The following is a 25,372-nucleotide window of genomic DNA, read 5'->3' on the forward strand; positions in this document are numbered from 1 at the left end:
ATGTTATTTAAGGATCAAGTAGATTTTGTTAGACAACATTTAAAGAAAAATAGGCTACGTGTGTTTACAACTGTTTTAGCAACTACTATGGGATGTGCGTTTTTAATTGTATTAGCATCCATCGGTTTTGGTTTACAAGGGTCAATAGAAAGAGAAATCTTAACAGATCAAACAGTGACTGAAATTGAAGTATACGGAGATCCTCAAAAGAAAATCGATGTAGATGCCATTAGAAAAATGGACAATGTCAGGGCTGTAATTGAAAAAACAAATGCTAATTTAATGGCTAACGTAAAATTTGAGGAACGTACAAATAGCGTACAAGTAAACATGACTGATTTTGATAACGAAGAAAAGATCGGGAGTAAATTATCTGAAGGTCGTCTACCTCAAAATGCAGATGAAATTGTAGTAGGTTATCATTTTGCAGAGAATTTATTATCGAAAGCAGATTTGAAAGAGCAGGAAAAGTTAAATGAGGAATCTGCAGAAAATGACACAACTGCTACTGAGCAAGCAAAGAAATTTGGTTACAAGGAATCGCTAGTAGGTAAAACAATTTCAGTAAAACTACAAGATTTTGATAATGATAAGGCGATTAATAAAGAGTTAACATTCAAAGTGGTTGGTGTATCAGAAAAACCGGCAAAAGATTGGCTTATTCAAAATACGATACTATTTAGTAATGAACTAAAAGGCGAGTTTTATAATATTTATAAGGCATCTGTAAAAGATTCGAAAGACATTAAATCTGAAAAAGATATGTTCTATCCGGAGATAAAAGTACATGCGACGAATTTAGAAGCAGTAAAAGGTGTAATAACCAAGCTGAAGGATAAAGGTTTAAGTGTTTACTCTGTTACTGAGCAGCTGGATGAAATAAATGTTATATTCTTAGCATTTAAAGTAGGTTTAATCTTTGTAGGGACGATTGCGGTTTTAATCGCTTCTATTGGCATTTTCAATACAATGACAATGGCAGTAACTGAACGCACACGTGAAATTGGCGTTATGAAAGCGATTGGAGCAAGTCCAAAATTGATTCAGCGATTATTCTTAATGGAAAGTGCTTGGATTGGTATTATTGGAACAGTGATTGCAATTGTTATTTCATATGGCATTAGTTTCTTATCGAACTGGCTATTACCGATTATTATCGATATGGCTACTGATTCGAATCAATTCCAAGAAGCGGATATTGTGTTCTCACATATTCCATGGCAACTCATACTTGTAGCTTCAGTGATTAGTATTGGAGTAGCATTACTTTCAGGATGGAGACCTGCACGTAAGGCAACAAAAATTGATGTCATCCAAGCTTTGAGACAGGAATTATAAATATAAAAAGAGCGATCAGCCGTTAGGCTAATCGCTCTTTTTGATAGTTTCATCCAGCTACTCTTTCGTTATGTCGTTTGTAGAAGAAAGTAATAATTACTAGAACAATTAATATCACTTGTCCAATAATTGTTTCGATTGTAGGGTAGAAACCGATTGGGGCCCATACAGGCAGATTACTAATAATGGTTGTTGGTAGCACATTTGTTAACTGCAATGTATGAATACTAACACCGATAATTTTAAATGCTAATATATAGATTAAAACGGTTGCGACAGCAAATAAGTAGTGGATTGGGATTTTACCACTTGCTCGCAGTAATACGATGGCTACAACAATTAAAATAGCAAGTGCAATGCCAATCCCTAAAGTGAAGTCGAAAGTCGACATTTTAGGTGCAATCCCAGCGTAGAATATAAGTGTTTCAGCACCTTCACGGAAAACAGATAAAAAGCTGATAAAGGCCATTGCCCATACACTTTGTTTAGACATCGCATGATTCATTTGTTTTTCAATGTAATTATTCCATGATTTGATATTGGACTTGCTGTGCATCCATACACCAACACCAATCATCATTGCAGCAGCTGCAAGCCCGATATAACCTTCTAGCATTTCACGGCTCGTATTAATAGTTGTTGAGTTAAATAATGTTGACATTAAAATTGCTGCTACAGCACTTAAACCAATACCAATGCCAGCCCCAATATAAATCCATCTTTCCATATGTGTTTGGCCAGATTTTTTTAAGAAAGCCACAAGTGCAATAATGATTAATAAAGCTTCTAGACCTTCACGTAAAAGGATTAATGCAGCATCCCAGAAGCTATAATTCTGATCTCCTTGGATAAGCTGGATTTGCTGTTTAAAGTTGTTTAACTGAGATGTGATGTCCTTAACATCTTTAGAATCTTTCATTAAATTGCTGGCGATGATAGGCATATCACTTTCGATTTTCGTATATAGGCTTGCGTTTTTAGTGCGAATATCCCCTTCAACATTAGGCCATGTAGTGATGAATTTTTTTATAGTTGCCGATGCTTTAGAGTATTCTTCATCATCAATTTGATCTTTTGCCTCGTCAATTAGATCTAATAATGTTTGCAGGGAGTAGGTATTAGATTGAGTAGCTGTTTTTTTCCCGGCTGCAAAGTTATCTATTGCTTGTTTTAATGAGTCGAATTGATCTTTTAATGAATCGATATTAGGATTGTCGTCTGCAAGTGTCATTCTCATAAAGGACATTTGCGTTTCTATTTGTCCGTATGCTGCAATATCATGCTCTCGGACTGGGCGTTCAGTTCTTTTCCAAAAAGTATTGAACTGTTTGTACTGCACTTCAATTTTCTCTATGTCACCAGTTTGTATGGTTTGACCTAGCGAGTTCAATGCAGGAGTAATCGTTTTTAAAAATCCAGCACGTTCTGCCATTTCGTCTACAGGATTTTCTGCTTTCTCTAAAGCTGTTAAAGCTTTTGATAGCTTTGTAAGTGCAATAAGGCGATCTTCATTAGATGAGGCATTTAAAGCTTCATCTAATGAAGATTCGATTGCCTTTGTTTCATCGGATGATTTAACATCAGCTTTTTTCCAATCAGACTGGAAAGTTTTAATAGCATCGATTGCTTCTTTATCTTGATCCTGCTTAGAGTTCATAATGGCATCACTAATAGAAATATATAAATGACTATAGGATGTAGCAGCATTTACAGAATGTAATGATGTTAAGATGATTACTCCAAGAATAACGGCAATTTGACTACAGCGTTTTAAAAAGTGCTTCACCGATATAACTCCCTTTTTGTATACCAGGGAAGCAAGCGAATAAGGCACTGCCTCGATGGGTAATATATTCGTTCATTTTGTCTAGTCGGCCTAGACTATTTTGAATTTTAATGAATTGTTCAGGATTTTTTTGGAATGAAACAAATAGTAATCCTGCATCATATGAGCCTGTAGCATCCATTACGCCAGATGAGTACGAATACGAGCGACGAAGAATTCGTGCATCGACAGATTTCGCCAGGAAGACATGTGAAGTTTCAGGGACAATATAATTTCCTTTGTCATCTTTTCGATGGATATCCATCTTTTCAAACTCATCTTTTTTACCGATTGGAGCTCCACTATCACGGTGTCGCCCAAATGTATTCTCTTGTTCTTTTAGAGAAGTACGGTCCCAAGTTTCTAAATGTAACTGAATACGACGGGCAACTAAATAAGAACCGCCAGTCATCCAACCTTTAGATTCACCAGATTGTACCCAAACCACTTTATCCATATCTTTATTACTAGAAGTGATCGGATTTTCTGTTCCATCCTTAAATGCAAATAGATTACGCGGAGTTTGTTTTTTTCCTTTTGAAATAGGAAATGCATTAAAACCAGCTTGTGACCATTTCAATGATACTTTACCAGAAGCCGCACGTACTAGATTACGCACAGCGTGGAATGCAACTTGTGGATCATCAGCACATGCTTGAATGCAAATATCCCCACCTGTATAGGCAGCATCTAACTGGTCTTTTGGAAAGTGAGGTAAGTCTTTTAATTCGTTTGGTTTTTTAGAAGCTAGTCCGAATTCTTCTCTATCAAAAAGAGATGGTCCAACTCCGAAGGTAATACTTAAGTTAGCTGCATCAAGTCCTTTGGCTTCCCCAGTATCTTTTGGAGGAACCATGCCATTAGCTGTTGAATCGCCAATTATTTCACCGTTCATCAAACGTACAGCAAGAGGTGTCCACATTTTGAACAACTCTTGCAATTCTTGTTTAGAAGTAACTAAAACGTTTAAAGAGGCGAAATAGATATTTGTTTGTACATCTGTTGCGATTCCAGATTGATGCTTATCGTAGAAACTTACCTTATTGGTAGCTGTTGAATCGTCATCTAAGAAATCCATACCAAAGGTTTTGATGACACCCCCAAGACCTGTTGCGCCAATTGCTACACCAGCAGCTCCAAGACCAGTTAATTTCAACATCTTTCTACGTGATATTTTTTTATCTAAGATTTTTTCGTCTTTTGTTTCAGTCATTGTAATCTCACTCCAATATGGTTCCCATTTGGCTTAGTGGTTCTCCAAGATGGTTTACTGCTTCAGCTAGAGCTTTTGTATCGTCTTTTGTAAGCTCAGTGTAAGAAACGTAACCATCTTTAGTTTCGTATTTAGCTAGCAGATCATTAACTGCTTTGAATTTTTCATTTAGGTTTTTAGCCAATTCAGGGTCTTTTGCTTCGATTTTATTTTCTAAAATAGTAAAGATTTTTTCGGCACCTTCAACATTAGCTTTGAAGTCATATAAGTCAGTATGAGAAAAGATTTCTTCTTCACCTGAAATTTTAGATGTAGAAACTTCGTTCAATAAGTCTATAGCTCCGGTCATCATTAAATCAGGAGTTACTTCAACTGTTTCTACTCGCGCACGTAATTCTTTTGCATCTTTAAGTAATTGATCAGCTGTTTTTTCATAGCCTTTTGTTGTATTTTCTTCCCATAATCCAAATTCAATTTTGTGGTAGCCACTCCAATCTTCTTTTCCTTGACCTTCTTCTTCTAAATCAGCTAAACGAGCATCAATACGAGGGTCAAGATCACCGAAGCTTTCAGCGATTGGTTCAGAACGTTCAAAAAACATACGAGCATTTGGGTAGATGGCTTTTGCTTTTTCAATATCGCCAGCTTTTACAGCAGTAACGAATTTTTCCGTTTCAGTTGTGAATTGGTCCATTTGATTAAGAGCGAATTCTTTATATGCATCTACTTCAGTCTGTAAGTCAATTGCTGCTGTATCTTTAGTTGTTGTTTCAGTTGATGATTTCTTAACAGTAGATTCCTCATCTGAGCTATTGCACCCTGTTACGATAACGCTTCCTGCTAATAAAATGGCTAATAATGATTTTGAATTTGATTTCATTGATATCCTACTTTCTTCGAATCGATTTTATACCTACAATAATGATAATCATTATCAGTGAAAAGTCAATGCTTTACAAGACAAAAAATTCAATGAAATGGAATTGAATTCCTTTCTAAGTAAAAGTGTACCATTTATAAGGGGAGTGATATGATTTTTCTCCACTGTCCTTCTTACAATATACCTGATTAGAAAAATATCTCCTACACCAAATATTGGTATAGGAGAAATCATTAGCTGAGATATTCCTTTAATTCTTTTTCTAAAAAAGGCTTTGCGGATAAAAAATTAGTAAATGCATCATAACCTTCTTTTTGAGTAACTGTTGGTTTTTTACCTGTGAAGTAAGCTCGAATTAAAATATTCTTCGGTGTATTCTCCATATCGATAAATTCTAGCAGCTGTGTTTCGTAACCAACAAGTGTTAAAATCTCAGCTCGAATAGAGTCTGTAGCTAATGCAGCAAATCGCTCTTTTACTAAACCATGTTGAAGCATAATATCGAGTGGTGAAGATTGAATTTGAGTATTTAATTCATGTTGACAGCAAGGAACACTCAAAATTACTTTCGCTCCCCATTTTACTGCGCGAGCTAATGCCATATCTGTAGCAACATCACATGCGTGTAAAGTAACGACCATATCGACAGCTGTTTCATCATTATAGTCATTAATGTCACCTACCAAAAATTCAAGTTGGTCATATTCTAGATCCTTGGCGATTTGGTCACAATGCTCAATGACTTCCTTCTTTAAATCTAAACCTGTTACACGAATATCCAAGCCTTGCTCAATTTTTAAATAATGATAAAGTGCGAAAGTTAAATAGGATTTACCTGAACCGAAATCGAGTATACGAATGGTACGGTCTTTCGGTAGATAGTCAAGTGAATCATGGATAAATTCGATAAAGCGATTTATCTGTTTGAATTTATCGTATTTTTGTTTTTTTACTTTACCATCATCAGTTTGCACCCCTAGGCGGATAAGGAATGGATAAACAGTGTCAGGATCTAACAAGTAATTTTTTTTGCGATTATGTGAAAGGTCGACCGTTTTATTTGTTGTTTGTTTAACTTTCCAAAGTACTTTGTTTTTCTTGGATAGTTGGATTTGTATATTCTCACTAGTGAATTCTCCATGGAACTGACGGAATTGCTCAAATAGCTCATTAACCGTCATTTCAATAGAAGATAACGGTATATTTTCGTGCTTTAAAATACGTTCATATTGATATTCAAGTTGAATATGGTAAATACCTTTTAGTTCAATTGGCTTTAATTTAATACGTTTAATTTCATTTGATTTTGTACGTGGTTGGCTAATTGTAGCAGTTACTAATTCTTTATTTAACAATCGTTGCAATAACGCTTGTGTCATTTCTTGATAATCCATTGTTACTCGCCTTCTTTATTGTTTAATAGTTGGCATTAGTGTACCATAATTCGCCCCTATCAAAGAATAAAAGAAGTTGAGCAATTATTTTTCATCAATATATGAAAGTGTTTTGCCTGTCCAGCCAAATAGAATTGTTAAGATGGGTGATAACAAACAGAAGAAGGTAAATGGCAAGTAATCCCAAGTTGAAACACCTAATACATTGGTGATGAAAATACCACATACACTCCAAGGAACGAGTGGGTTTACAACGGTACCTGCATCTTCCATTACACGTGCAAGGTTTTTACTTTTCAAGCCAACCTTTTTGAACTGTGCTTGGAATGCTTCACCTGTTAATAGAATAGATAAGTATTGCTCACCGATTAATGTGTTAATTCCAATCGCTGTAACTGCTGCACCTGTTATAACAGATCCAGTACTTTTAAAGAGGCTTTCTACTTTTGATAATAGTGCTTGCACGATACCAAGCGTGAATAATAAGCCACCCATGCTAAGTGCTAAAAGGACAAGTCCGATTGTGAACATCATGCTATTAATACCGCCGCGTGAAAGTAGGGAATCAATATCTTCTATACCTGTAGTAGATTTGAAACCATTAAATAAAATGTCCATTACTTCACTAATTCCAAATTGCGTATGGAAGTATGCAACGATAATAGCTGAGATAGAGCTAACTGCTAATGTTAAAATAGCGGGTGTTTTTTTCAAAGTTAGAATGATAAGAATAACTAAAGGGATTAGTGTATACCAATGCACCATACCTGTTTGTAACAGACCGTTTTGAAATGCATCAATTTTGTCTGCGTGTTGTAATTCTTTATTCGGCGAAATTGCACCATAAACAACTAATGAGATAAAAAATGCCGGGATTGTTGTCCATCCCATATTTTTAATATGTTCAAATAAATCTACGCCAACAATGGCAGATGAGAGATTTGTCGTATCAGATAGAGGTGACATTTTATCGCCAAAAAAAGCACCTGAAACGATAGCGCCGGCAGTGATTGCTAATGAAATATCCATTGCGCTAGCCATGCCGATAAATGCTACACCGACTGTAGCAGTAGTTGTAAGTGAGCTACCTACTGCAAGTCCTACAATACAAGTAACAAGAAATACAACAGCATAAAAGAAATGTGGTGTAATTGTTTGGAAGCCTAAGTAAATCATTGTCGGGATGGTGCCACCCATCATCCAACTACTAATTAAAATACCGATAAAGAAGAAGATGAAAATAGCGCTTAACCCAGCTCTAGAGCCTTCAACTAGACCATCTTCTAGTTGTTTATAAGGGACTTTTTTGGTTAAGCCATAAAAAAGTAATAATAATATACTCATAATAATTGGTATATGTGGTACTGCATCAAATTTAGCAATACTAATCCCCATAGTAGCAATAATGATGCCTACAAGAAGTAATGACTCAAAAAAAGATGGTGTAATTTTAGATTGAATACGAAACATGGAAATCCTCCTATATATTAAAATGGCATAAAAAAATCCTTCTATCCCTATAAAAAGGGACGAAGGAGAACTCCGCGGTACCACCCTAATTGTTGAATAATAGAATCCAACCACTTCATTTATAACGAATATCTAATGGTGTAATTCATCTATAATACAGACCTAAGTTTGCACCAATTACTTAGTCTCTAATTGCTGTCTGTAAAATACCTACTATGTCCATCACTCGTAATGTTCACTTTGTCGCTTCAACGCATTGAAGTTAATAAAAATTCTACCACGTTTAAGTATATAGTCAATAGATTTGACTTAAATATATTATTTGAGACAGTATTTTTATATCTTTATAAAAAAGAAAGTCTGTTGATAGTGTATTTCGAGGTATACATAAACTATACCGTGTTGGAAAAAATAATAATAACTAATAAACTTTACCATTTTGCAAGTTAATTAATCAGAATTTTGTGATAAAATAACTTAAGATATTACTTCGAACAAAGGGGGCATGTTTTATGTTATTACATAAGACTGTTGGAGAAGTTTTACGAAGCACAGCGGAAGCGTTTCCGAATAACGAAGCATATGTGTATCCAGAAAATAATGTAAGAAAAACTTATGAGGAATTTAATCAAGAGACGGACGAATTAGCGAAGGCATTTATCGGCATGGGTATCGCAAAAGGGGAGCATATTGCCATTTGGTCGGATAATAAGAGGGAATGGCTACTTAGTCAGTTTGCATCAGGGAAGATGGGAGCTGTTCTTGTAACAGTAAACACAAATTATCAAGAAAAAGAACTTGAATATTTGCTACAGCAATCGGACTCAACAACATTAATTCTAGGGGAAGAATTTAAAGGTACTTCTTATATTAATATCATCCAAAAGATATGTCCGGAACTAATGAACTCCCAAAAAGGGTATATTCAATCAGGAAAATTACCACAATTCAAACGTGTGATAGTTATGAGTGAAAATGATTATCCGGGTATTTATAAATGGAGTGAACTTGTAGAATTTGCGGAGCAAGTGACGGATGAAGAATTAGAAGAACGTTTTCAATCTCTGGATCCAGATGATGTTATTAATATTCAATACACATCAGGAACAACAGGTTTTCCAAAAGGAGTCATGTTAACACATAATAATGTCATTAATAATGCTCAGCTAGTTGGAGAGTATATTCACTTAACGGAGCATGATCGTTTGTGCATCCCAGTACCATTCTTCCACTGCTTTGGTTGTGTGATGAGTACATTAGCTTCTGTATTACGTGGTGCCACAATGGTCGTGTTGGAACAGTTTGAACCGGGGTTAGTGCTACAAATCGTCCAAGATGAAAAGTGCACAGCTTTACAAGGGGTACCTACAATGTTCATCGCAGAACTAAATCATCCTGACTTTGGAAAGTTTGAATTATCCTCACTACGTACAGGGATTATGGCGGGTTCAATTTGTCCAATCGAGGTAATGAAAAAGGTCATTAACGATATGGGTGCTCGTGAAATTACGATTTGCTATGGTCAGACAGAATCTTCACCAGTTATTACACAAACAAGCACGGATGATTCGATTGAAAGGCGTGTATCCACAGTTGGTAAGCCTCATCCGAATGTAGAGGTAAAGATTATTGATTCAGTGACTGGGGGTGAAGCTCAAATTGGTACACCAGGTGAATTATGTGCGCGTGGTTATTTAATTATGAAGGGTTACTATAATAATCCGGAAGCTACGCATGCTGCAATCGATCATGAAGGTTGGCTTCATACAGGGGATATCGCAGTTATGGATAACGATGGTTATATCGACATTACGGGGAGGATTAAAGACATGGTGATTCGTGGCGGTGAAAATATTTATCCGCGTGAGGTGGAGGAGTTTTTATATGAGCATCCACAAATTCAAGATGTTCAGGTTGTCGGAGTACCGGATGAAAAATACGGAGAAGAACTAATGGCTTGGGTCATATTAAAAGAAGGGGCATCTGTCACGGAAGAAGAGCTTAGAGCATATTGTAAAGGGAAGATATCCTATCATAAAATTCCGAAGTATATTCAGTTTACAGATGAATATCCAATGACAGCATCAGGAAAAATTCAGAAGTTTAGATTAAGAGAATTATCACAATCACACCTAGTGAAGTGAGTTTTTATGAGCACAGATTATATGCTGAAGTATTGTATAACCTGATTTTACTTTTAATGATTTTATAGATGAGAATTGTTGACACGTAATGAATAAATACACTACTCTACTTACTTATGCTAGGAAAGTCATGATAAAATGGCTATATCGTATAGGTGAAGGGAAGAGTGAGATTTATCATGTCTGATAACATGTATCAACTCATTGCAATCGTTATTTATATGATTGCGATGTTAGTAATTGGCTGGTATGCATTTAGGCGTACGACTAATTTGACAGATTATATGCTCGGTGGTCGCTCATTAGGACCTGCAGTTACGGCGTTAAGTGCCGGAGCAGCAGATATGTCAGGTTGGTTATTAATGGGGCTACCAGGTGCAATTTACGCAAGTGGATTAATAGAAGCATGGATTGCCGTTGGTTTAACTGTAGGAGCATATTTAAACTGGGTGTTTGTGGCACCACGTTTACGTATGTACACACAAGTATCAAACAACTCAATTACAATTCCAAGCTATTTAGATAACCGCTTAAGAGATAATACGAAGTTACTTCGCATTGCTTCAGGTTTAATAATTCTTGTGTTCTTTACTTTCTACGTTTCTTCGGGCATGGTTGCTGGTGGAGTATTTTTCGAGAGTTCGTTTGGATATGATTATCATACGGGGCTATTAATTTCATCTGGTGTTGTAATTGCATATACATTATTTGGAGGATTTTTAGCTGTTAGTTATACAGACTTTATTCAAGGATTAGTGATGTTTTTAGCACTTATAATTGTTCCGATTTTCGGTTTATTCTTAACAGGCGGATTTGGAGAAACTGTAGATTCCATTAAAGAAGTTGATCCGAAATTATTAAGTTTATTTGCTGGTACAACGATTACAGGAATTATTTCTACTGTGGCATGGGGGCTAGGTTATTTTGGTCAGCCGCATATTATTGTTCGTTTTATGGCTATTAAGAGTGTGAAGGAAACAAAACAAGCTCGTAGAATCGGAATAAGCTGGATGTTACTAAGTTTATTTGGTGCTATTGCAACAGCGCTTGTTGGTGTTGCCTATTACCAACAAAATGCTGGAGTATTAAAGAATCCTGAAACAGTATTTATTGCTTTAGGGCAAATTTTATTCCACCCATTCATTGCGGGGATTATGCTTGCAGCTATTTTAGCGGCAATTATGAGTACTATTTCATCTCAATTAATCGTAACATCATCTGCATTAGTGGAAGACATTTATAAAGCTGTATTTAAATCAAATGCTTCAGATAAACAATATGTGTTTTTAGGACGTGTAGCTGTACTTTTAGTATCTATTTTAGCTATGGCTTTAGCTTGGAAACAGGATAACAAAATTTTGGATTTAGTATCCTTCGCTTGGGCTGGCTTTGGCGCGGCATTTGGCCCTATTATTTTATTGACATTATATTGGAGGAAGATCACAAACTGGGGTGCTCTAGCAGGTATGGTAACCGGCGCAGTGACAACATACGTTTGGGGCTCAAATGATAAGCTTCACGCGGCTATGTACGAGATTGTACCAGGATTTATTATCTGTCTACTCGTAGCGGTTGTTGTTAGTTTATTAACGTATAAACCAAATAAAGAAATTGAAGAAGAGTTTGATAGAACAATAGAGTTATTGAAAGAAGAACAAGAAGGCTAATCATTCTTGTGTCCGTAGTTGGCTATGCTTGCATACATACAGCTACGGACTTTTCTATATACATAAGGGGTGATAGGGATGTTTGAATTAGATCATGTCGTATATTTCACAACAAAAAATCCGCAGCAGGTTGTCGAACAGGAACAAATTGAAGGTTTGCACCCTGTCGAAGGTGGGCAGCATTTGGATTGGGGAACGTATAATGCACTTTTTTATACAAAGAATAGTTATATCGAATGGCTGGCTGTTGAACATGAAAATATAGCGAAACAATCAACTCAGCCTTTAGTGAAACAACTTTTATATGATATTGTCGATGGTGAAGGTTTTGCATCATTATGCTTACGTTCAAACGATTTAGAAAAGAAGAATCGCTATTTTAAAAAGATGGGCTATCGTACATCAGGAATTATCCCTGCCGAGAGAAGAACGTCCAATGGCGGTTTGCGCAAATGGAAAATGCTTTTCATTGATCATAAAATTGACCATAGTTTACCTTATCCATTTTTTATTCAGTGGGAGCAGACGGATGAAGAACGTTATTCGTCATTAAGAGAAGATGGAACAGTCAAATCGGAAAATGAAGAATTGACGATTAAACGTTGTATCTTCCATGTGAAAAATGTTGAAGAGAAGCTTATTCAATGGTCAAGATTATTATCGTTATCTACAAAGGGGAACACATTGAAGTTGGGGAATACCTTATTTGTTTTTGAGGAAAAACATGATAGTAAGGAACGATTGCACGCAATCGAAATTGCAAAAGGTTGAGAGTAAAGAAATGAATGTGTTAGGATAAATTTACCTTTTTAAATAAGGGTTCTAAATGGAATTTGAACTGAACTGTTTGAATATTTGACGGAGTGATTATGACACAGCTGCTTTTTAGAACATGTTATATTTAATGGTAAGAGAAGAGTAGAGTAGATATATCAGCTCTACTCTACTGTTTATTTCAGTGGGAATTAAGAATATATTCATACTCTTTGTTTTGCGTAGTAAGAGGAGGAAATTTGTTGGATGAATTAATGGAAAAAGCCGTATTAGTGGGTGTTAATTTACGAGGGGATGTTCATTTCGAATATTCGCTTGAGGAGCTACGAAATTTGGCGGAAGCATTAGATGTAGAAGTAGTTGGCACCGTTACACAAAATTTAGAACGTGTAAATCCATCTCATTATGTTGGAACAGGTAAAATAGAAGAAATTAAAAATTTCTATGATGAATCAGACGCAAATTTAGTCGTTTTTGATGATGAGTTATCACCATCTCAAATACGTAATCTTGAGGCTGATCTAGAATGTAAAGTGATTGATCGTACAATGTTGATCTTAGATATATTTGCTAGACGTGCAAAATCGAAAGAAGCACAAATGCAAGTAGAATTAGCACAGTTACAATATATGCTACCACGTTTAGTAGGTTTGCATGCGTCCCTTAGCCGCCAAGGTGGAGGAACAGGTGGTGGTTTCAAAAACCGTGGTGCAGGTGAAACTAAACTTGAACTAGATCGTCGAAAAATCGAGGATCAAATTGCAAAATTACGCCGTGATTTAGAAGTGGTCAAAGAACAACGTGAAACACAGCGTAAGCAACGACGCAAAAATGAAATACCTGTCGTATCCATTGTAGGATATACGAATGCTGGGAAATCGACGATTATGAATCAGTTGTTACGTAAAACTGAGCATGAGGAACATAAGCAAGTATTCGAAAAGGATATGCTTTTTGCTACTCTTGAAACATCGGTTCGTCAGATTGAATTACCGGATCATAAAAGCTTCCTATTAACTGATACTGTTGGTTTTGTTAGTAAATTACCCCACCATTTAGTAAAGGCGTTTCGTTCCACTTTGGAAGAAGCACGAGATGCAGATTTACTTTTACATGTAGTGGACTCTTCTAACGAAGAATATCAGTATATGATGGAAGTAACGAATGATACATTACATTCTGTTGGGGTTGAAGATGTACCAACAGTATATGTGTATAATAAGGCTGATCTTGCTAATGCAAAGTATCCACATGTAAGTGGAGATACGGTATGGATGTCTGCAAAAGAGGGTGTGGGATTGGATGAACTTTTACAGGTTGTTCGTCGCCATATTTTCTCTGATTATGTAATATGTCGCATTTGCATACCATATGATAGAGGGGAAATTGTCTCGTATTTAAATGAGTATAGTAATATTCAAGAAACAGCATATGAAGAAGAAGGTACTGTATTGAAAGTTGAAATGAAAGAAGCAGACGCAAATCGGTTTGCTGAATTTATCTTGAAATAAGAAAGAGTAGAGAGTCGATGTGAAACCGACCCTCTACTCTTTTAGTTTTGATCAAACTGAATGTTGTGTAGCTTTGTGAAAATGCCGTTTGCTGCGACAAGTTCGTCGTACTTACCATCTTCAGCAATTCCTTCTTCAGTGACGACGACGACTCGATCAGCATCTCGTATTGTTGCAAGACGATGAGCGATGACGAGAGTCGTACGATTTTTTGCAAGTTCATTTAAAGAACGTTGAATAATTTTCTCTGTTTCTGTATCTAGAGCAGATGTTGCTTCGTCTAATATGAGAATAGGCGGATTCTTTAGAAACATTCGTGCAATTGCTAGTCGTTGTTTTTGACCACCAGATAATTTCAATCCTCTTTCACCAATTTGTGTATCATAACCATCTTGAAGATCTTCGATAAATTCCTCTAAATGAGCCTTTTTTGCAGCCTCTTGGATTTCTTCAAATGAAGCCCCAAGTTTACCATAAGCAATATTATCACGGACCGTTCCGGTAAATAAGAAGACGTCCTGTTGTACGATGCCGATTTGTGAGCGTAAAGAGTGTGATGTCATATCACGTACATCAATGCCATCAATTGAAATCGAACCTTCAGTGACATCATAAAATCTTGGTATTAATGAACAAATCGTTGTTTTACCAGCACCTGAAGGACCAACGAATGCAATTGTCTGTCCTTCTTGAATCGATAAATTAATATTGGACAAAATCTCTTTATAAGACTCGTATCTGAAATGTACATTTTTAAATTTAATATTTCCAGACAATGCATGATTATCGAGGGCATTGTTACGATTTTGGATGTCAGGTTCTTGGTCAATAAGCTCACGAAATCTCTTGAATCCAGCCATTCCTTTTGGATACAACTCTAAGAGGGCGCTAATTTTATCGACGGGTTTAATTAGTACATTTGAATAGAGCACGAAGCTAACAAGTTCACCGTAAGTTAGCAATTTGTTGAAGCTAAGCCACGCACCAACAACTAATATGATTAGTGTGACAAGGCGGGTCATCATATAAATGCTGGAGTGTGTACCTGCCATAATTTTATATGCTGAAAGCTTTGCAAGACGAAATCGGCCGTTATTTACTTTGAAGCGGTCCATTTCAAATTGTTCGTTTGTGAATGCTTGTACAACACGTACGCCTGACACGCTATCTTCTACTCGAGCATTGACGTCTGCAATGCTACCGTACATGGACTTCCAAGCTTCATTCATTTTGATATTGCCATATGTTACTAACCAAACTAAGAAGGGTACCATGATTATAGCGATAATGGCTAATTGTGGGTTGATACTGAACATAATAGCAAAGGCACCAAAGAACGTCATAATGGCAATGAAGAGATCTTCCGGACCATGATGAGCGAGCTCACCGATATCAAATAAATCATTCGTAACCCGACTCATAATATGACCTGTTTTCGTGTTGTCAAAAAAGCGGAATGACTGTTTTTGTACATGATTAAAAAGTTCTTGTCGCATATCTGTTTCAATATTAATGCCAAGTTTATGACCTAAATAGCTGACGATATATTGCAACAAGGTGCTAAAAAGGTAAATGATTAATAGTAGTACACTCACTGTCACAATTGTGTCCCAATCGCCACTTGGTAAAAGTTTATCAATAAACCATTGTACGGCAATTGGAAAGGCAAGTTCTAAAATTGCAACGATGACAGCACTTGTAAAATCGACAATAAATAATCGCTTATGCGGTTTGTAATAGGAAAAAAACTGTTTTAGCATGTATTTGCTCCTCTGTAATTTCAATTATTTGTATTATAACGAAAAAGTTAGATAAATGTAATAACTCGTCCGACATACAATTGTTTTATAATTCAAAAAAATGTTAAAATACTCAATATTTTGCAAACTTCTATTCTTTGACATGCATACAACTAACTATTTATAATAGACTTACTGTTTTTTCTGAAAATAGACATCCTACTTACTTATTGGAAAGAGGGAAATTAAATGATAACGAAAGAAGATATCGTTAAGTCGGTACCCCAAAAAGGCTTTGTCGGTCATCCTAAAGGATTATTAACCTTATTCTTTACTGAATTCTGGGAACGTTTTTCATACTACGGCATGCGGGCCATTTTACTTTACTTTATGTACTATAGTTTAAATGATGGCGGTCTAGGATTAGATAGAACGACAGCTAACTCAATTTTCGCTATATACGGCTCACTTGTATATATGTCAGGGATTATTGGCGGTTGGGTTGCTGACCGTTTATTAGGTACCAGAAGAACCGTATTTTACGGTGGTATTTTAATAATGTTAGGTCATATTTGTTTGGCATTTCCAGGTGGATTGACAATGCTACTAATATCAATGGTATTCATTGTAATGGGTACAGGTTTATTAAAACCAAACGTTTCAAGTATTGTTGGTGACATCTATGCTGAAGCTGATAACCGTAGAGATGCTGGATTCAGTATTTTTTATATGGGTATTAACTTAGGTTCATTCATTGCACCTTTAATAGTGGGAACAATTGGACAAAAGTACAGCTTCCATTTAGGTTTCGGTATTGCTGCAATCGGTATGTTTATTGGTTTAGTCATGTATGTAATTACTTCTAAGAAATATCTAGGCTTAGCAGGTAAACAAATTAATAATCCGTTAACAAAAGATGAATTCTCAAAATTAGCAATAAAAACAGTTATTGGCGTTGCAATTGTTGCAGTACTCGCAGTGATTGCTTATATAAACGATCAATTAACAATTAACAATGTTATATTATTCATTTCTATTTTAGGAATTCTAATTCCTACTGCGTTTTTTGTGGTGATGTATAGAAGTCCAAAAACTAATGCAGAAGAAAAATCTCGTGTGTTGGCTTATATACCAATGTTTATTGCTGCTGTAATGTTTTGGGCAATCCAAGAGCAAGGGTCAAATATTCTAGGAACGTATGCAGACTCACGTACTGATTTAAATCTTGGTCCAATTAAATTGGAATCTTCTTGGTTCCAGTCATTAAATCCGTTATTTATTATTACAATGGCACCGTTATTTGCCTGGATTTGGATGAAACTTGGAACGCGCCAACCATCTACACCAGTTAAATTTTCATTAGCATTATTTTTCTCTGGATTCTCATTCATTGTCATGGTAATTCCTGCTTTTCTTTCAAATGGTACAGCTTTAGTAAGTCCTTGGTGGCTAGTACTTAGCTTCTTCCTAGTAGTAATAGGAGAATTATTAATCTCTCCAGTAGGGTTATCTGTTACAACGAAATTAGCACCAAAGGCATTTAGTGCACAAACTATGAGTTTATGGTTCCTAACGAGCGCAGCAGCCCAAGCGGTGAATGCACAGTTAGTAAAAGTATTCGATAAAATTAGTGAAGTTGCTTACTTCGGTACAATTGGTACAGTTTCAGTGCTGCTTGGTATCGTGATGTTAATCATTTCACCAATAATTTCGAAAGCGATGCAAGGTATTCGTTAATAAATAATTATAAAAGCACTGAGATTATCCAAATCTCAGTGCTTTTATATATAAGGAATAATAGAAACTAATGCATAAAATCCTAGGATATTACGTAACTATAACGAAATTAGTCCGGATAAAGAAGTATAAATAGATTTTAATAGAATAAAGCGTTTTACTCTGAAATAGCTCTATACCGGTGTTTTAAGGCAATGAGCAACTTTTTGAATTCACAAAACTGTCATTGTAGTATGATAATCATTTTCATTTAAGGTTGACGGAAAAAGTCGTCATGTTATAATGGGAATTGTGAGTCAATGATAATCATTTTCAATAAGAAGATTATTTACTCATAAAATGAATACATCGGGGATTACAATGAAGAAACGATACCTTTTTATAGCACTTATCTTGTTATCATTAATATCGCTTTTTGTGGGAGTGAGCCGAATCTCTCCGGCAGATTTGCTAGATTTTAAATCTGAAGAAACTCAAATTTTCTTAATTAGTCGTGTGCCTAGACTAATAGCCATTATTTTAGCTGGTATGGGAATGAGTATTGCAGGTTTGATCATGCAAAGTTTAAGTAGAAATAAATTTGTTTCGCCAACAACTGCAGGTACACTAGATGCCACTAAGCTAGGCATACTAGTATCAATGTTACTGTTTGCGAATGCATCTTTGATTGAAAAAATGGCGGTTTCATTTGTATTTGCGCTAGCCGGCACGCTTTTATTTATGCAAATTTTAAATCGTATTAAATTCAAGGATGCCATTTTTATTCCACTTGTTGGATTAATGTTCGGAAATATTTTATCGTCTATCACGACGTTTTTCGCTTATAAGGCGGATATCATTCAAAATATATCTTCTTGGTTACAAGGTGATTTCTCAATGGTTATGAAGGGGCGTTATGAACTTTTATACATAAGTGTACCTATATTAATTATCGCTTATTTATATGCGAACCGATTTACGGTTGCGGGTATGGGTGAAGATTTCTCGAAAAATCTTGGCCTTGGTTATAAAAGAATCGTTAACTTTGGTTTAATCCTCGTGGCACTCATTACAACAACCGTTGTGCTAACGGTTGGGATGATACCTTTCCTTGGTTTAATCATTCCGAACATTGTATCGATCTTCAAGGGAGATCATTTACAAAAAACACTTCCACATACCGCATTATTGGGTGCAATTTTCTTATTAGCCTGCGATATTCTAGGTAGGATATTGATTTATCCATATGAGATTTCAATTAGCTTAATGGTAGGGGTAATTGGTAGTGGCGTCTTTCTATACTTGTTATTTAGGGGGAAGGCGTATGCGTAACAGTACAAAAATGATACTATTAGCAGCCTTGGCTGCAGTATTTTGTGGTTTATATTTGTTTCAAGGTTTAAATGGAAGCTATGACTATGCATTGCCTCGACGAGGTATTAAAGTGCTAGCAATGGCCATAACGGGTATTGCAATTGCGTATTCAACAGTTGTTTTCCAAACAATTACGCATAACCGCATTTTAACGCCAAGTATTATGGGACTAGATTCACTTTATTTGCTATTGCAAACAGTGATTATTTTCTTCTTAGGTTCCGGGCATATAGTAGTTCTCAATGCAAAAGTAAACTTCGTTCTATCATTAGTCGTCATGATTGGATTTGCACTTCTACTATACAAATTTCTTTTCCGTACAGGAAAACAGCCAATTTATTTCCTACTGCTTGTAGGTATAATTCTTGGTACTTTATTAGGTAGTATCACGACATTCATGCAAGTTTTAATTGATCCAAATGAATTTATGCGCGTGCAGGATAAAATGTTTGCCAGCTTCAATAACGTAAGTGGAGACTTAGTATGGTTCGCATTAATTATCGTACTAGTGACGATGATATACGGGTGGCGAATGGTTCGTGACTTGGATGTATTATCTCTAGGGAGAGATAATGCCATCAACTTAGGTGTTCCCTACGATAAAGTTGTTAAACGTATGCTTGTTATTTCAGCGATTTTAGTTGCTTCGTCTACAGCACTAGTAGGACCGATAACTTTCTTCGGTTTAATTGTTGCAAACTTGTCATATCAATTTTTTAAAACGTACAAGCACACGGTGTTAATCACTGGTGCTAGTCTAATGAGTTTAGTGGCGTTAATTGGTGGGCAATGGATTGTTGAGCGTGTATTTACATTCTCAACAACATTAAGTGTTATCGTCAATTTTGTCGGTGGTATCTACTTCATCTATCTATTATTAAGGGAGAGTCGATCTGCATGATCCAAGTAAAAGAAATATCTAAACTATTCGGCAAGAAAGTAGTAGTTGATAAGGTAAGCGTCGATATTCAACGCGGCAAAATCACGTCTTTTATCGGCCCAAATGGTGCAGGTAAATCTACGCTTCTGTCGATGGTAAGTCGTTTACTTGATGCAGACACTGGTGATGTATTACTAGACAGCTCAGATGTGAAAAAATTAAAATCGAATGATTTTGCTAAGCGGGTATCAATTTTAAAACAATCAAACTATATGAATGTGCGCTTGACGATTCGTGAGCTTGTATCTTTTGGCCGTTTCCCATATTCTCGAGGTCGCTTAAATGAGGAAGATGTAAAAATGATCGACCAAGCGATTGAGTATATGAATTTAGCAGAAATCCAATATGATTTTTTGGACGAATTATCTGGTGGTCAACGCCAACGTGCTTTCATAGCAATGGTTATCGCACAAGATACCGAATATATATTACTTGATGAACCACTCAACAACTTAGATATGAAGCACTCGGTGCAGATTATGAAAATCCTAAGAAAACTTGTGGATGATTTAGGCAAAACAGTAGTCATTGTTTTGCATGATATTAACTTCGCTTCTGTTTACTCAGATCGAATTGTTGCTTTGAAAGATGGTCGTATTGTAAAAGATGGTCCAACCAATGACATTATCAACTCAGAATCATTAAAAGAAATTTACGATATGGATATACCTATTCAAGAAATGAATAGTTGTCGTATTTGTGTCTATTTTAATTCATAACAAAAGGAGACTTTACCCAATGAAAAACTGGAAATTACTTACGTTAGTTTTTGCAATGCTTTTAGTATTAACAGCTTGTGGCTCTAAAGACGATAAAAAAGAAGAATCAACTTCAGGTTCAAAAGCAGAAGAAATTACGATTACAAATGACTTCGGTATTTCAAAAGATGACGGAACTTCTGATAACGTTAAAGATGAAGTGAAAGTTAAGAAAAACGCTGAAAAAGTTGTTGTATTTGATATGGGATTCTTAGATACTCTTGACACTTTAGGTGTTAAAGTTACTGCATTACCACAAGATTCAGTTCCGAGTTACCTTGAAAAATATAAAAGTGCGGATTATACAAACGTTGGTTCTTTAAAAGAGCCTGATTTTGAAGCAATTGCAGCATTAAAACCAGATGTTATTTTCATCTCTGGTCGTCAAGCTAGCCTTTACGAACAACTTAAAGAGATTGCACCAACTGTTTATGTAGGATTAGATACTTCAAAATACATGGATTCATTCAAAGCTAATACCGAATTAGCTGGTAAAATCTTCGATAAAGAAGATCAAGTAAAAGAAGAACTAGCAAAAGTTGATGATAAAGTTGCTGCAATTAATGAAAAAGCATCTGCTTTAGATAAAAAAGCATTAATACTCTTAGGTTCAGAAGGCAAAGTCAGTGCTTACGGTCCAGCATCTCGTTTTGGTGTAATTCATGATGTATTCGGTTTTAAACCTGCGGACGAAGGTATTGAAGTTTCAACTCACGGACAAAACGTATCATTTGAGTACATTTTAGAGAAAAATCCAGATATTATCTTTGTAGTTGACCGCGATGCAGTAGTAACTGAAGGTGCATCTTCTAAAGACTCAATCGAGAATGCTTTAGTGAAGAAAACAAAAGCTTATAAAGACGGTAAAATGTTCTACTTAAATCCAGAAGTTTGGTACCTATCAGGTGGCGGATTACAATCAGTATCACTAATGATTGATGAAGTAGAGAAGGCGCTATAATATGTTTTATCAAATGAAACGAATAATTGTACAGGAAGGTTTTTCTGGACAGGTTGTAGAACGTTTTAGTGGCGATACACCATTAGCAAAGCAACCTGGTTTCATTGATATGAAAGTACTTGTGAAGAAAGTTAGACGTGGGGACGAGGAAGTAATGATTCTCGTTCAATGGCAAAGTGAAGAAGATTGGAAAAATTGGGAGAAGAGTCCGGAGCACATCGCTGGTCATAAAGCGAATATCGGCAAGCCCAAACCAGAGTATATAATCGAATCCAGCCAAAACGTCTATGAAGTAAAAGCAACAAAATAAAGTAAGCTCCCCTAGCTTATTATTACTGAAAGTGCTCTAGCTTGATGCTAGAGCATTTTTTTATGATTTTCGTTCATTTTGCTATTACATCGAGTAGAAAAGAGCTATAGTAGAAGAAATGTTAATCGCAAGCGTGAGGAGGGATTAGTATGAAAAAGTTGTTTTATCCACTTGCGATAGTTACCACAATCGTTTATATCGTTCTCTTTTTAAATATAAAAAGTAATTGGGTATTCAATCTAGATCAGTGGGCATCAGATTTGTTGAAGGGTAATAATTTTTTAGGTTTTTTCCATTACTTTGGTGAACCAGCTTTCGTTGTGGTCATTGCCATTATATTATTATTAGTGTTATGGATAAGGGATCACAATTACCGAGGAATGTTTTTTGTCCTTGTAACAATAGCAGCTGGTAATGTGCTTAATCAGTTATTAAAAGTGTGGGTGCAGAGACCACGTCCTGACATACCTGATCAGCTTAAAAGTTTTAGTTTTCCATCAGGTCATTCTATGACGGGGATTTTATATTTGTTTACATTGGCCTATATAGCAAATGAATATCAATATTCTAAAAAGGTAAAGATACTCACTTGGGTAGGAGCTGTCATACTGACGGTGCTTATTGGTATGTCACGTGTTGCTGAAAGTCGTCACTTTGCTTCAGACGTGATAGCGGGTTGGTCGATGGGTTACACTTGGTTTATAATTGCAGTAATATGGTATGAACGAAGAAAACGAATATTTAAAGAGTTAGCACAGGAAAAAATAGAAGAATAATAAAATACTTAGTTCTACGTTATTTGAAATTAACCAAAATAAAACAACCAGCCGTCGAGTAGATATCGACAACTGGTTGTTTTGTTTTGAAATCTGTTAAAAAACAGATGAAAGACTCTTATTTAAGCTAAGTGACTGGTTGTACTTCGATGGTTCTAACAAATATTTCTGCAAGACCGAGGTCACCTGAGTTATAAATGTAAAGCGTATATGTTCCCTATAGAGCTTGCTCATGCAGAACTTTTCGCAAGGAAAAAGCTAATATGAAAGAGGCAAGTAGAAAACCTATAATCATACCAATAACCCCATGCCAGCCATATACTGTCCAGAATATTCCCCCTACCGTTCCGCCAACACTTGAACCTACATAGTAAAAGAATAAGTACAATGAGGATGCCTGTGCTTTGTCATGTGTAGCATGTCGACCAACCCAACTACTAGCAATAGAATGTCCACCAAAGAATCCGAATGTGAAAATAGCGATGCCAGCTATCTTTAAAAGTAAGTGGTTTTCTAATGTGATAATACCACCAAAAAACATAATGACTATTGCAATGACTAACATTTTATATTTTCCGAAACAATCAGAAAGGCTGCCAAACCATGTAGAGCTAAATGTACCGACAAGGTAGATGATGAATATCCAACCGACAATTGTTTGGCTTAAAGAAAAGGGAGGTGCTATCAATTGAAAGCCGATATAATTATAAAGTGTGACAAAGCTCCCCATTAACAAAAAGCCTAATCCGAATAAACTTAGTAAAGCAGGATCTTTCAAATGAAGAATCAATGAATGTAACATTCCTTTTACATTAAGTTTCTTCGCTTCAAAGTGTTTAGAAGCTGGAAGCAAAAAGTAGAAGACGAAGCTCACAATAAAACTAATCACCCCAATTGCAATCATCCCAATCCGCCAACTGAATAAATCGGTCATCGTCCCAACGATGATTCGCCCACCCAATCCACCAATTGTATTACCACTAATATATAATCCCATTGCAATACCTAAACTTTTAGGTTCGATTTCTTCTCCTAAATAAGCCATAGCGATGGCCGGCAGCCCGGCAAATACAATGCCTTGTATAATTCTTAATGTTAATAAAATAGAATAATTTGGTGCAAAAGCAATAAATAAAGTTAAAATAGCACCTGCAAACATGGAGAAAGTCATAATCTTTTTTCTGCCCCAAGCCTCTGATAATGAACCAATGATTAGCATACTGAATGCTAATGTTAAAGTCGTTACAGACAATGACAAACTAGCTACTGTAGGTGAAATGTGGAACACTTCTGTGAAAGCTGGAAGTAATGGTTGTATCATGTATAAATTTGCAAATGTACTAAAAGCTCCTGCGAATAGTGCTAGATTCACGTTTCGGAAGTTAACGGTACCACGTTTTATATAGTCCATTAGAGGTCACTCCAAAATTGAGTTATTTAATACTTATTATAAGGATGTACAAATCATAATAACAATTGATTAGATTTGTACATGGATTTAAAATAGGCATTCATGAAAGTTGTATACGTGTATAAAAGTGTTATGATTTCTAAAATTTTCTCTCACCCACTTTATTTTTGGTAGTTAAAGAAAGTTGCATTAAGGAAACATTTTGCATACAATGAAATTAACATTTTAATAGAGAAAGTAGTTGAGTATATGGATGGGAATGTCGTTTTTGCCTTAGCGTTAACGCTCTTCGCTGGTTTAGCAACAGGAGTAGGTAGTTTAATAGCATTTTTCACTTCGAGGACGAATACAAAGTTCCTATCGTTTTCTTTGGGTTTTTCTGCAGGAGTTATGATTTATGTTTCACTTGTTGAAATATTTGTGAAAGCTAAGGATTCGCTTGTTGGTGAGTTAGGGGAGAAGCAAGGATACACATTCACGGTAATTGGTTTTTTTGCTGGTATGTTGTTAATCGCACTTATTGATAAAATGATCCCAAAACACGAAAATCCTCATGAAGTAAAAAAGGTTGAAGATATGTATGTGGGGCCATCGAATGATGAATATGCTAAGTTAATGAAGATGGGTATATTCACCGCACTTGCAATTGGAATTCATAACTTTCCAGAGGGAATTGCGACATTTGCATCTGCCTTGCAAGATCCGAATCTCGGTATTGCGATTGCAATTGCGGTTGCTATTCATAATATTCCAGAGGGAATTGCTGTCTCTGTCCCGATTTTTTTTGCGACAGGAGATCGTAAAAAAGCATTTAAGCTTTCATTTTTATCCGGTTTAGCTGAGCCAGTTGGAGCATTTGTAGCATATTTGATTTTAATGCCATTCTTAAATGATATTGTGTTCGGAATGCTTTTTGCGGGTGTTGCCGGTATTATGGTATTCATTTCGTTAGATGAATTATTACCAGCTGCAAAGAAATATGATGAGGCTCATACATCGATTTATGGTGTTATTGCCGGAATGGCTGTAATGGCTATTAGTTTAGTATTATTAGTTTGAAAAAACAGGACCCATCATGAACTGACCCAAGAAAGTTAGACATATTTATTTAAGCAGCTTCTAAGACCTGAGTTCGGTATTCCACCGGGCTTAGGTCTTTTAATTTTTCCTT

20 protein-coding genes are annotated in these 25,372 nt (G+C 35.8%); 13 read left to right on the plus strand and 7 right to left on the minus strand.

Features of this window, described 5'->3' with window-relative positions; all coding sequences use genetic code 11:
* Window positions 1-1,338, plus strand: a complete 1,338-nt coding sequence (locus tag ACQKM9_RS12225) for an ABC transporter permease (protein ID WP_427734613.1) — start codon at window positions 1-3, stop codon at window positions 1,336-1,338.
* Window positions 1,339-1,387: 49 nt separating this feature from the next.
* Here ACQKM9_RS12225 and ACQKM9_RS12230 read toward each other — a convergent pair whose 3' ends face one another.
* From ACQKM9_RS12230 to nhaC, 5 genes are all read right to left on the minus strand, one after another.
* A complete protein-coding gene (locus tag ACQKM9_RS12230) occupies window positions 1,388-3,124 on the minus strand; it encodes an FTR1 family iron permease (protein ID WP_427734614.1) in 1,737 nt (578 codons plus the stop codon).
* Window positions 3,099-4,376 (minus strand): iron uptake transporter deferrochelatase/peroxidase subunit, encoded by a 1,278-nt coding sequence (gene efeB, locus ACQKM9_RS12235; RefSeq protein WP_427734615.1) that lies wholly within the window; start codon window positions 4,374-4,376, stop codon window positions 3,099-3,101. The genes ACQKM9_RS12230 and efeB overlap by 26 nt, the downstream gene beginning before the upstream one ends.
* 7 nt (window positions 4,377-4,383) lie before the next feature.
* Window positions 4,384-5,256, minus strand: a complete 873-nt coding sequence (gene efeO / locus ACQKM9_RS12240) for an iron uptake system protein EfeO (RefSeq protein WP_427734616.1) — start codon at window positions 5,254-5,256, stop codon at window positions 4,384-4,386.
* A 233-nt stretch (window positions 5,257-5,489) separates the two neighbouring features.
* Entirely contained in the window at window positions 5,490-6,650 is a 1,161-nt protein-coding gene (locus ACQKM9_RS12245) for a class I SAM-dependent methyltransferase (RefSeq protein WP_427734617.1), read from the minus strand.
* A gap of 84 nt (window positions 6,651-6,734) precedes the next feature.
* Window positions 6,735-8,120, minus strand: a complete 1,386-nt coding sequence (gene nhaC, locus ACQKM9_RS12250) for a Na+/H+ antiporter NhaC (protein ID WP_427734618.1) — start codon at window positions 8,118-8,120, stop codon at window positions 6,735-6,737.
* 512 nt (window positions 8,121-8,632) lie between these two features.
* Between nhaC and ACQKM9_RS12255 the strand changes: the two genes are divergently transcribed.
* The 4 genes from ACQKM9_RS12255 to hflX all read left to right on the plus strand — a co-directional run bounded on the left by ACQKM9_RS12255 (window position 8,633) and on the right by hflX (window position 14,216).
* Entirely contained in the window at window positions 8,633-10,264 is a 1,632-nt protein-coding gene (locus ACQKM9_RS12255; RefSeq protein ID WP_427734619.1) for an AMP-binding protein, read from the plus strand.
* A gap of 179 nt (window positions 10,265-10,443) precedes the next feature.
* Window positions 10,444-11,931 carry a sodium/proline symporter PutP gene (gene putP / locus ACQKM9_RS12260; RefSeq protein ID WP_427734639.1) on the plus strand — a complete coding sequence of 496 codons (1,488 nt, stop codon included), beginning with the start codon at window positions 10,444-10,446 and terminating at the stop codon, window positions 11,929-11,931.
* 78 nt (window positions 11,932-12,009) lie between these two features.
* Window positions 12,010-12,702 carry a VOC family protein gene (locus tag ACQKM9_RS12265; RefSeq protein ID WP_427734620.1) on the plus strand — a complete coding sequence of 231 codons (693 nt, stop codon included), beginning with the start codon at window positions 12,010-12,012 and terminating at the stop codon, window positions 12,700-12,702.
* 245 nt (window positions 12,703-12,947) lie between these two features.
* Window positions 12,948-14,216 (plus strand): GTPase HflX, encoded by a 1,269-nt coding sequence (gene hflX, locus ACQKM9_RS12270; protein ID WP_427734621.1) that lies wholly within the window; start codon window positions 12,948-12,950, stop codon window positions 14,214-14,216.
* A gap of 41 nt (window positions 14,217-14,257) precedes the next feature.
* On the opposite strand, the gene ACQKM9_RS12275 is transcribed toward hflX, so the two are convergent.
* Complete coding sequence (locus tag ACQKM9_RS12275) at window positions 14,258-15,976, minus strand: ABC transporter ATP-binding protein (RefSeq protein ID WP_427734622.1); 1,719 nt, start codon at window positions 15,974-15,976, stop codon at window positions 14,258-14,260.
* Between the two features lie 228 nt (window positions 15,977-16,204).
* On the opposite strand from ACQKM9_RS12275, the gene ACQKM9_RS12280 reads away from it, so the two are divergent.
* From ACQKM9_RS12280 to ACQKM9_RS12310, 7 genes are all read left to right on the plus strand, one after another.
* A complete protein-coding gene (locus tag ACQKM9_RS12280) occupies window positions 16,205-17,692 on the plus strand; it encodes a peptide MFS transporter (protein WP_427734623.1) in 1,488 nt (495 codons plus the stop codon).
* A gap of 360 nt (window positions 17,693-18,052) precedes the next feature.
* Window positions 18,053-19,003, plus strand: coding sequence for an ABC transporter permease (locus ACQKM9_RS12285; RefSeq protein WP_427734624.1), 951 nt, complete (start codon window positions 18,053-18,055; stop codon window positions 19,001-19,003).
* Entirely contained in the window at window positions 18,996-19,946 is a 951-nt protein-coding gene (locus ACQKM9_RS12290; RefSeq protein ID WP_427734625.1) for an iron chelate uptake ABC transporter family permease subunit, read from the plus strand. Before ACQKM9_RS12285 ends, ACQKM9_RS12290 begins: the two co-directional genes overlap by 8 nt.
* Entirely contained in the window at window positions 19,943-20,704 is a 762-nt protein-coding gene (locus tag ACQKM9_RS12295) for an ABC transporter ATP-binding protein (protein WP_427734626.1), read from the plus strand. The genes ACQKM9_RS12290 and ACQKM9_RS12295 overlap by 4 nt, the downstream gene beginning before the upstream one ends.
* A 19-nt stretch (window positions 20,705-20,723) precedes the next feature.
* A complete protein-coding gene (locus ACQKM9_RS12300; RefSeq protein ID WP_427734627.1) occupies window positions 20,724-21,704 on the plus strand; it encodes a siderophore ABC transporter substrate-binding protein in 981 nt (326 codons plus the stop codon).
* Window position 21,705: 1 nt separating this feature from the next.
* Window positions 21,706-22,014 (plus strand): antibiotic biosynthesis monooxygenase family protein, encoded by a 309-nt coding sequence (locus ACQKM9_RS12305; protein WP_427734628.1) that lies wholly within the window; start codon window positions 21,706-21,708, stop codon window positions 22,012-22,014.
* Window positions 22,015-22,163: 149 nt separating this feature from the next.
* A complete protein-coding gene (locus ACQKM9_RS12310) occupies window positions 22,164-22,790 on the plus strand; it encodes a phosphatase PAP2 family protein (RefSeq protein ID WP_427734629.1) in 627 nt (208 codons plus the stop codon).
* Between the two features lie 217 nt (window positions 22,791-23,007).
* Here ACQKM9_RS12310 and ACQKM9_RS12315 read toward each other — a convergent pair whose 3' ends face one another.
* Complete coding sequence (locus ACQKM9_RS12315; RefSeq protein WP_427734630.1) at window positions 23,008-24,201, minus strand: MFS transporter; 1,194 nt, start codon at window positions 24,199-24,201, stop codon at window positions 23,008-23,010.
* A gap of 249 nt (window positions 24,202-24,450) precedes the next feature.
* Between ACQKM9_RS12315 and zupT the strand changes: the two genes are divergently transcribed.
* Window positions 24,451-25,260 carry a zinc transporter ZupT gene (gene zupT, locus ACQKM9_RS12320; RefSeq protein WP_427734631.1) on the plus strand — a complete coding sequence of 270 codons (810 nt, stop codon included), beginning with the start codon at window positions 24,451-24,453 and terminating at the stop codon, window positions 25,258-25,260.
* The last annotated feature ends 112 nt before the right edge of the window (window positions 25,261-25,372 follow it).

The organism is Viridibacillus sp. NPDC093762 (genome assembly GCF_050279675.1).
In the GTDB taxonomy this organism is placed as follows: domain Bacteria; phylum Bacillota; class Bacilli; order Bacillales_A; family Planococcaceae; genus Viridibacillus.

Bases quoted from the DNA above. Each gene is read 5' to 3' on its own strand.
- ACQKM9_RS12225 (WP_427734613.1), top strand. From the start codon at position 1: ATGTTATTTAAGGATCAAGTAGATTTTGTTAGACAACATTTAAAGAAA.
- efeB (WP_427734615.1), bottom strand. From the start codon at position 4,376: ATGACTGAAACAAAAGACGAAAAAATCTTAGATAAAAAAATATCACGT.
- efeO (WP_427734616.1), bottom strand. From the start codon at position 5,256: ATGAAATCAAATTCAAAATCATTATTAGCCATTTTATTAGCAGGAAGC.
- ACQKM9_RS12245 (WP_427734617.1), bottom strand. From the start codon at position 6,650: ATGGATTATCAAGAAATGACACAAGCGTTATTGCAACGATTGTTAAAT.
- nhaC (WP_427734618.1), bottom strand. From the start codon at position 8,120: ATGTTTCGTATTCAATCTAAAATTACACCATCTTTTTTTGAGTCATTA.
- ACQKM9_RS12255 (WP_427734619.1), top strand. From the start codon at position 8,633: ATGTTATTACATAAGACTGTTGGAGAAGTTTTACGAAGCACAGCGGAA.
- putP (WP_427734639.1), top strand. From the start codon at position 10,444: ATGTCTGATAACATGTATCAACTCATTGCAATCGTTATTTATATGATT.
- ACQKM9_RS12265 (WP_427734620.1), top strand. From the start codon at position 12,010: ATGTTTGAATTAGATCATGTCGTATATTTCACAACAAAAAATCCGCAG.
- ACQKM9_RS12275 (WP_427734622.1), bottom strand. From the start codon at position 15,976: ATGCTAAAACAGTTTTTTTCCTATTACAAACCGCATAAGCGATTATTT.
- ACQKM9_RS12280 (WP_427734623.1), top strand. From the start codon at position 16,205: ATGATAACGAAAGAAGATATCGTTAAGTCGGTACCCCAAAAAGGCTTT.
- ACQKM9_RS12285 (WP_427734624.1), top strand. From the start codon at position 18,053: ATGAAGAAACGATACCTTTTTATAGCACTTATCTTGTTATCATTAATA.
- ACQKM9_RS12290 (WP_427734625.1), top strand. From the start codon at position 18,996: ATGCGTAACAGTACAAAAATGATACTATTAGCAGCCTTGGCTGCAGTA.
- ACQKM9_RS12295 (WP_427734626.1), top strand. From the start codon at position 19,943: ATGATCCAAGTAAAAGAAATATCTAAACTATTCGGCAAGAAAGTAGTA.
- ACQKM9_RS12300 (WP_427734627.1), top strand. From the start codon at position 20,724: ATGAAAAACTGGAAATTACTTACGTTAGTTTTTGCAATGCTTTTAGTA.
- ACQKM9_RS12305 (WP_427734628.1), top strand. From the start codon at position 21,706: ATGTTTTATCAAATGAAACGAATAATTGTACAGGAAGGTTTTTCTGGA.
- ACQKM9_RS12310 (WP_427734629.1), top strand. From the start codon at position 22,164: ATGAAAAAGTTGTTTTATCCACTTGCGATAGTTACCACAATCGTTTAT.
- ACQKM9_RS12315 (WP_427734630.1), bottom strand. From the start codon at position 24,201: ATGGACTATATAAAACGTGGTACCGTTAACTTCCGAAACGTGAATCTA.
- zupT (WP_427734631.1), top strand. From the start codon at position 24,451: ATGGATGGGAATGTCGTTTTTGCCTTAGCGTTAACGCTCTTCGCTGGT.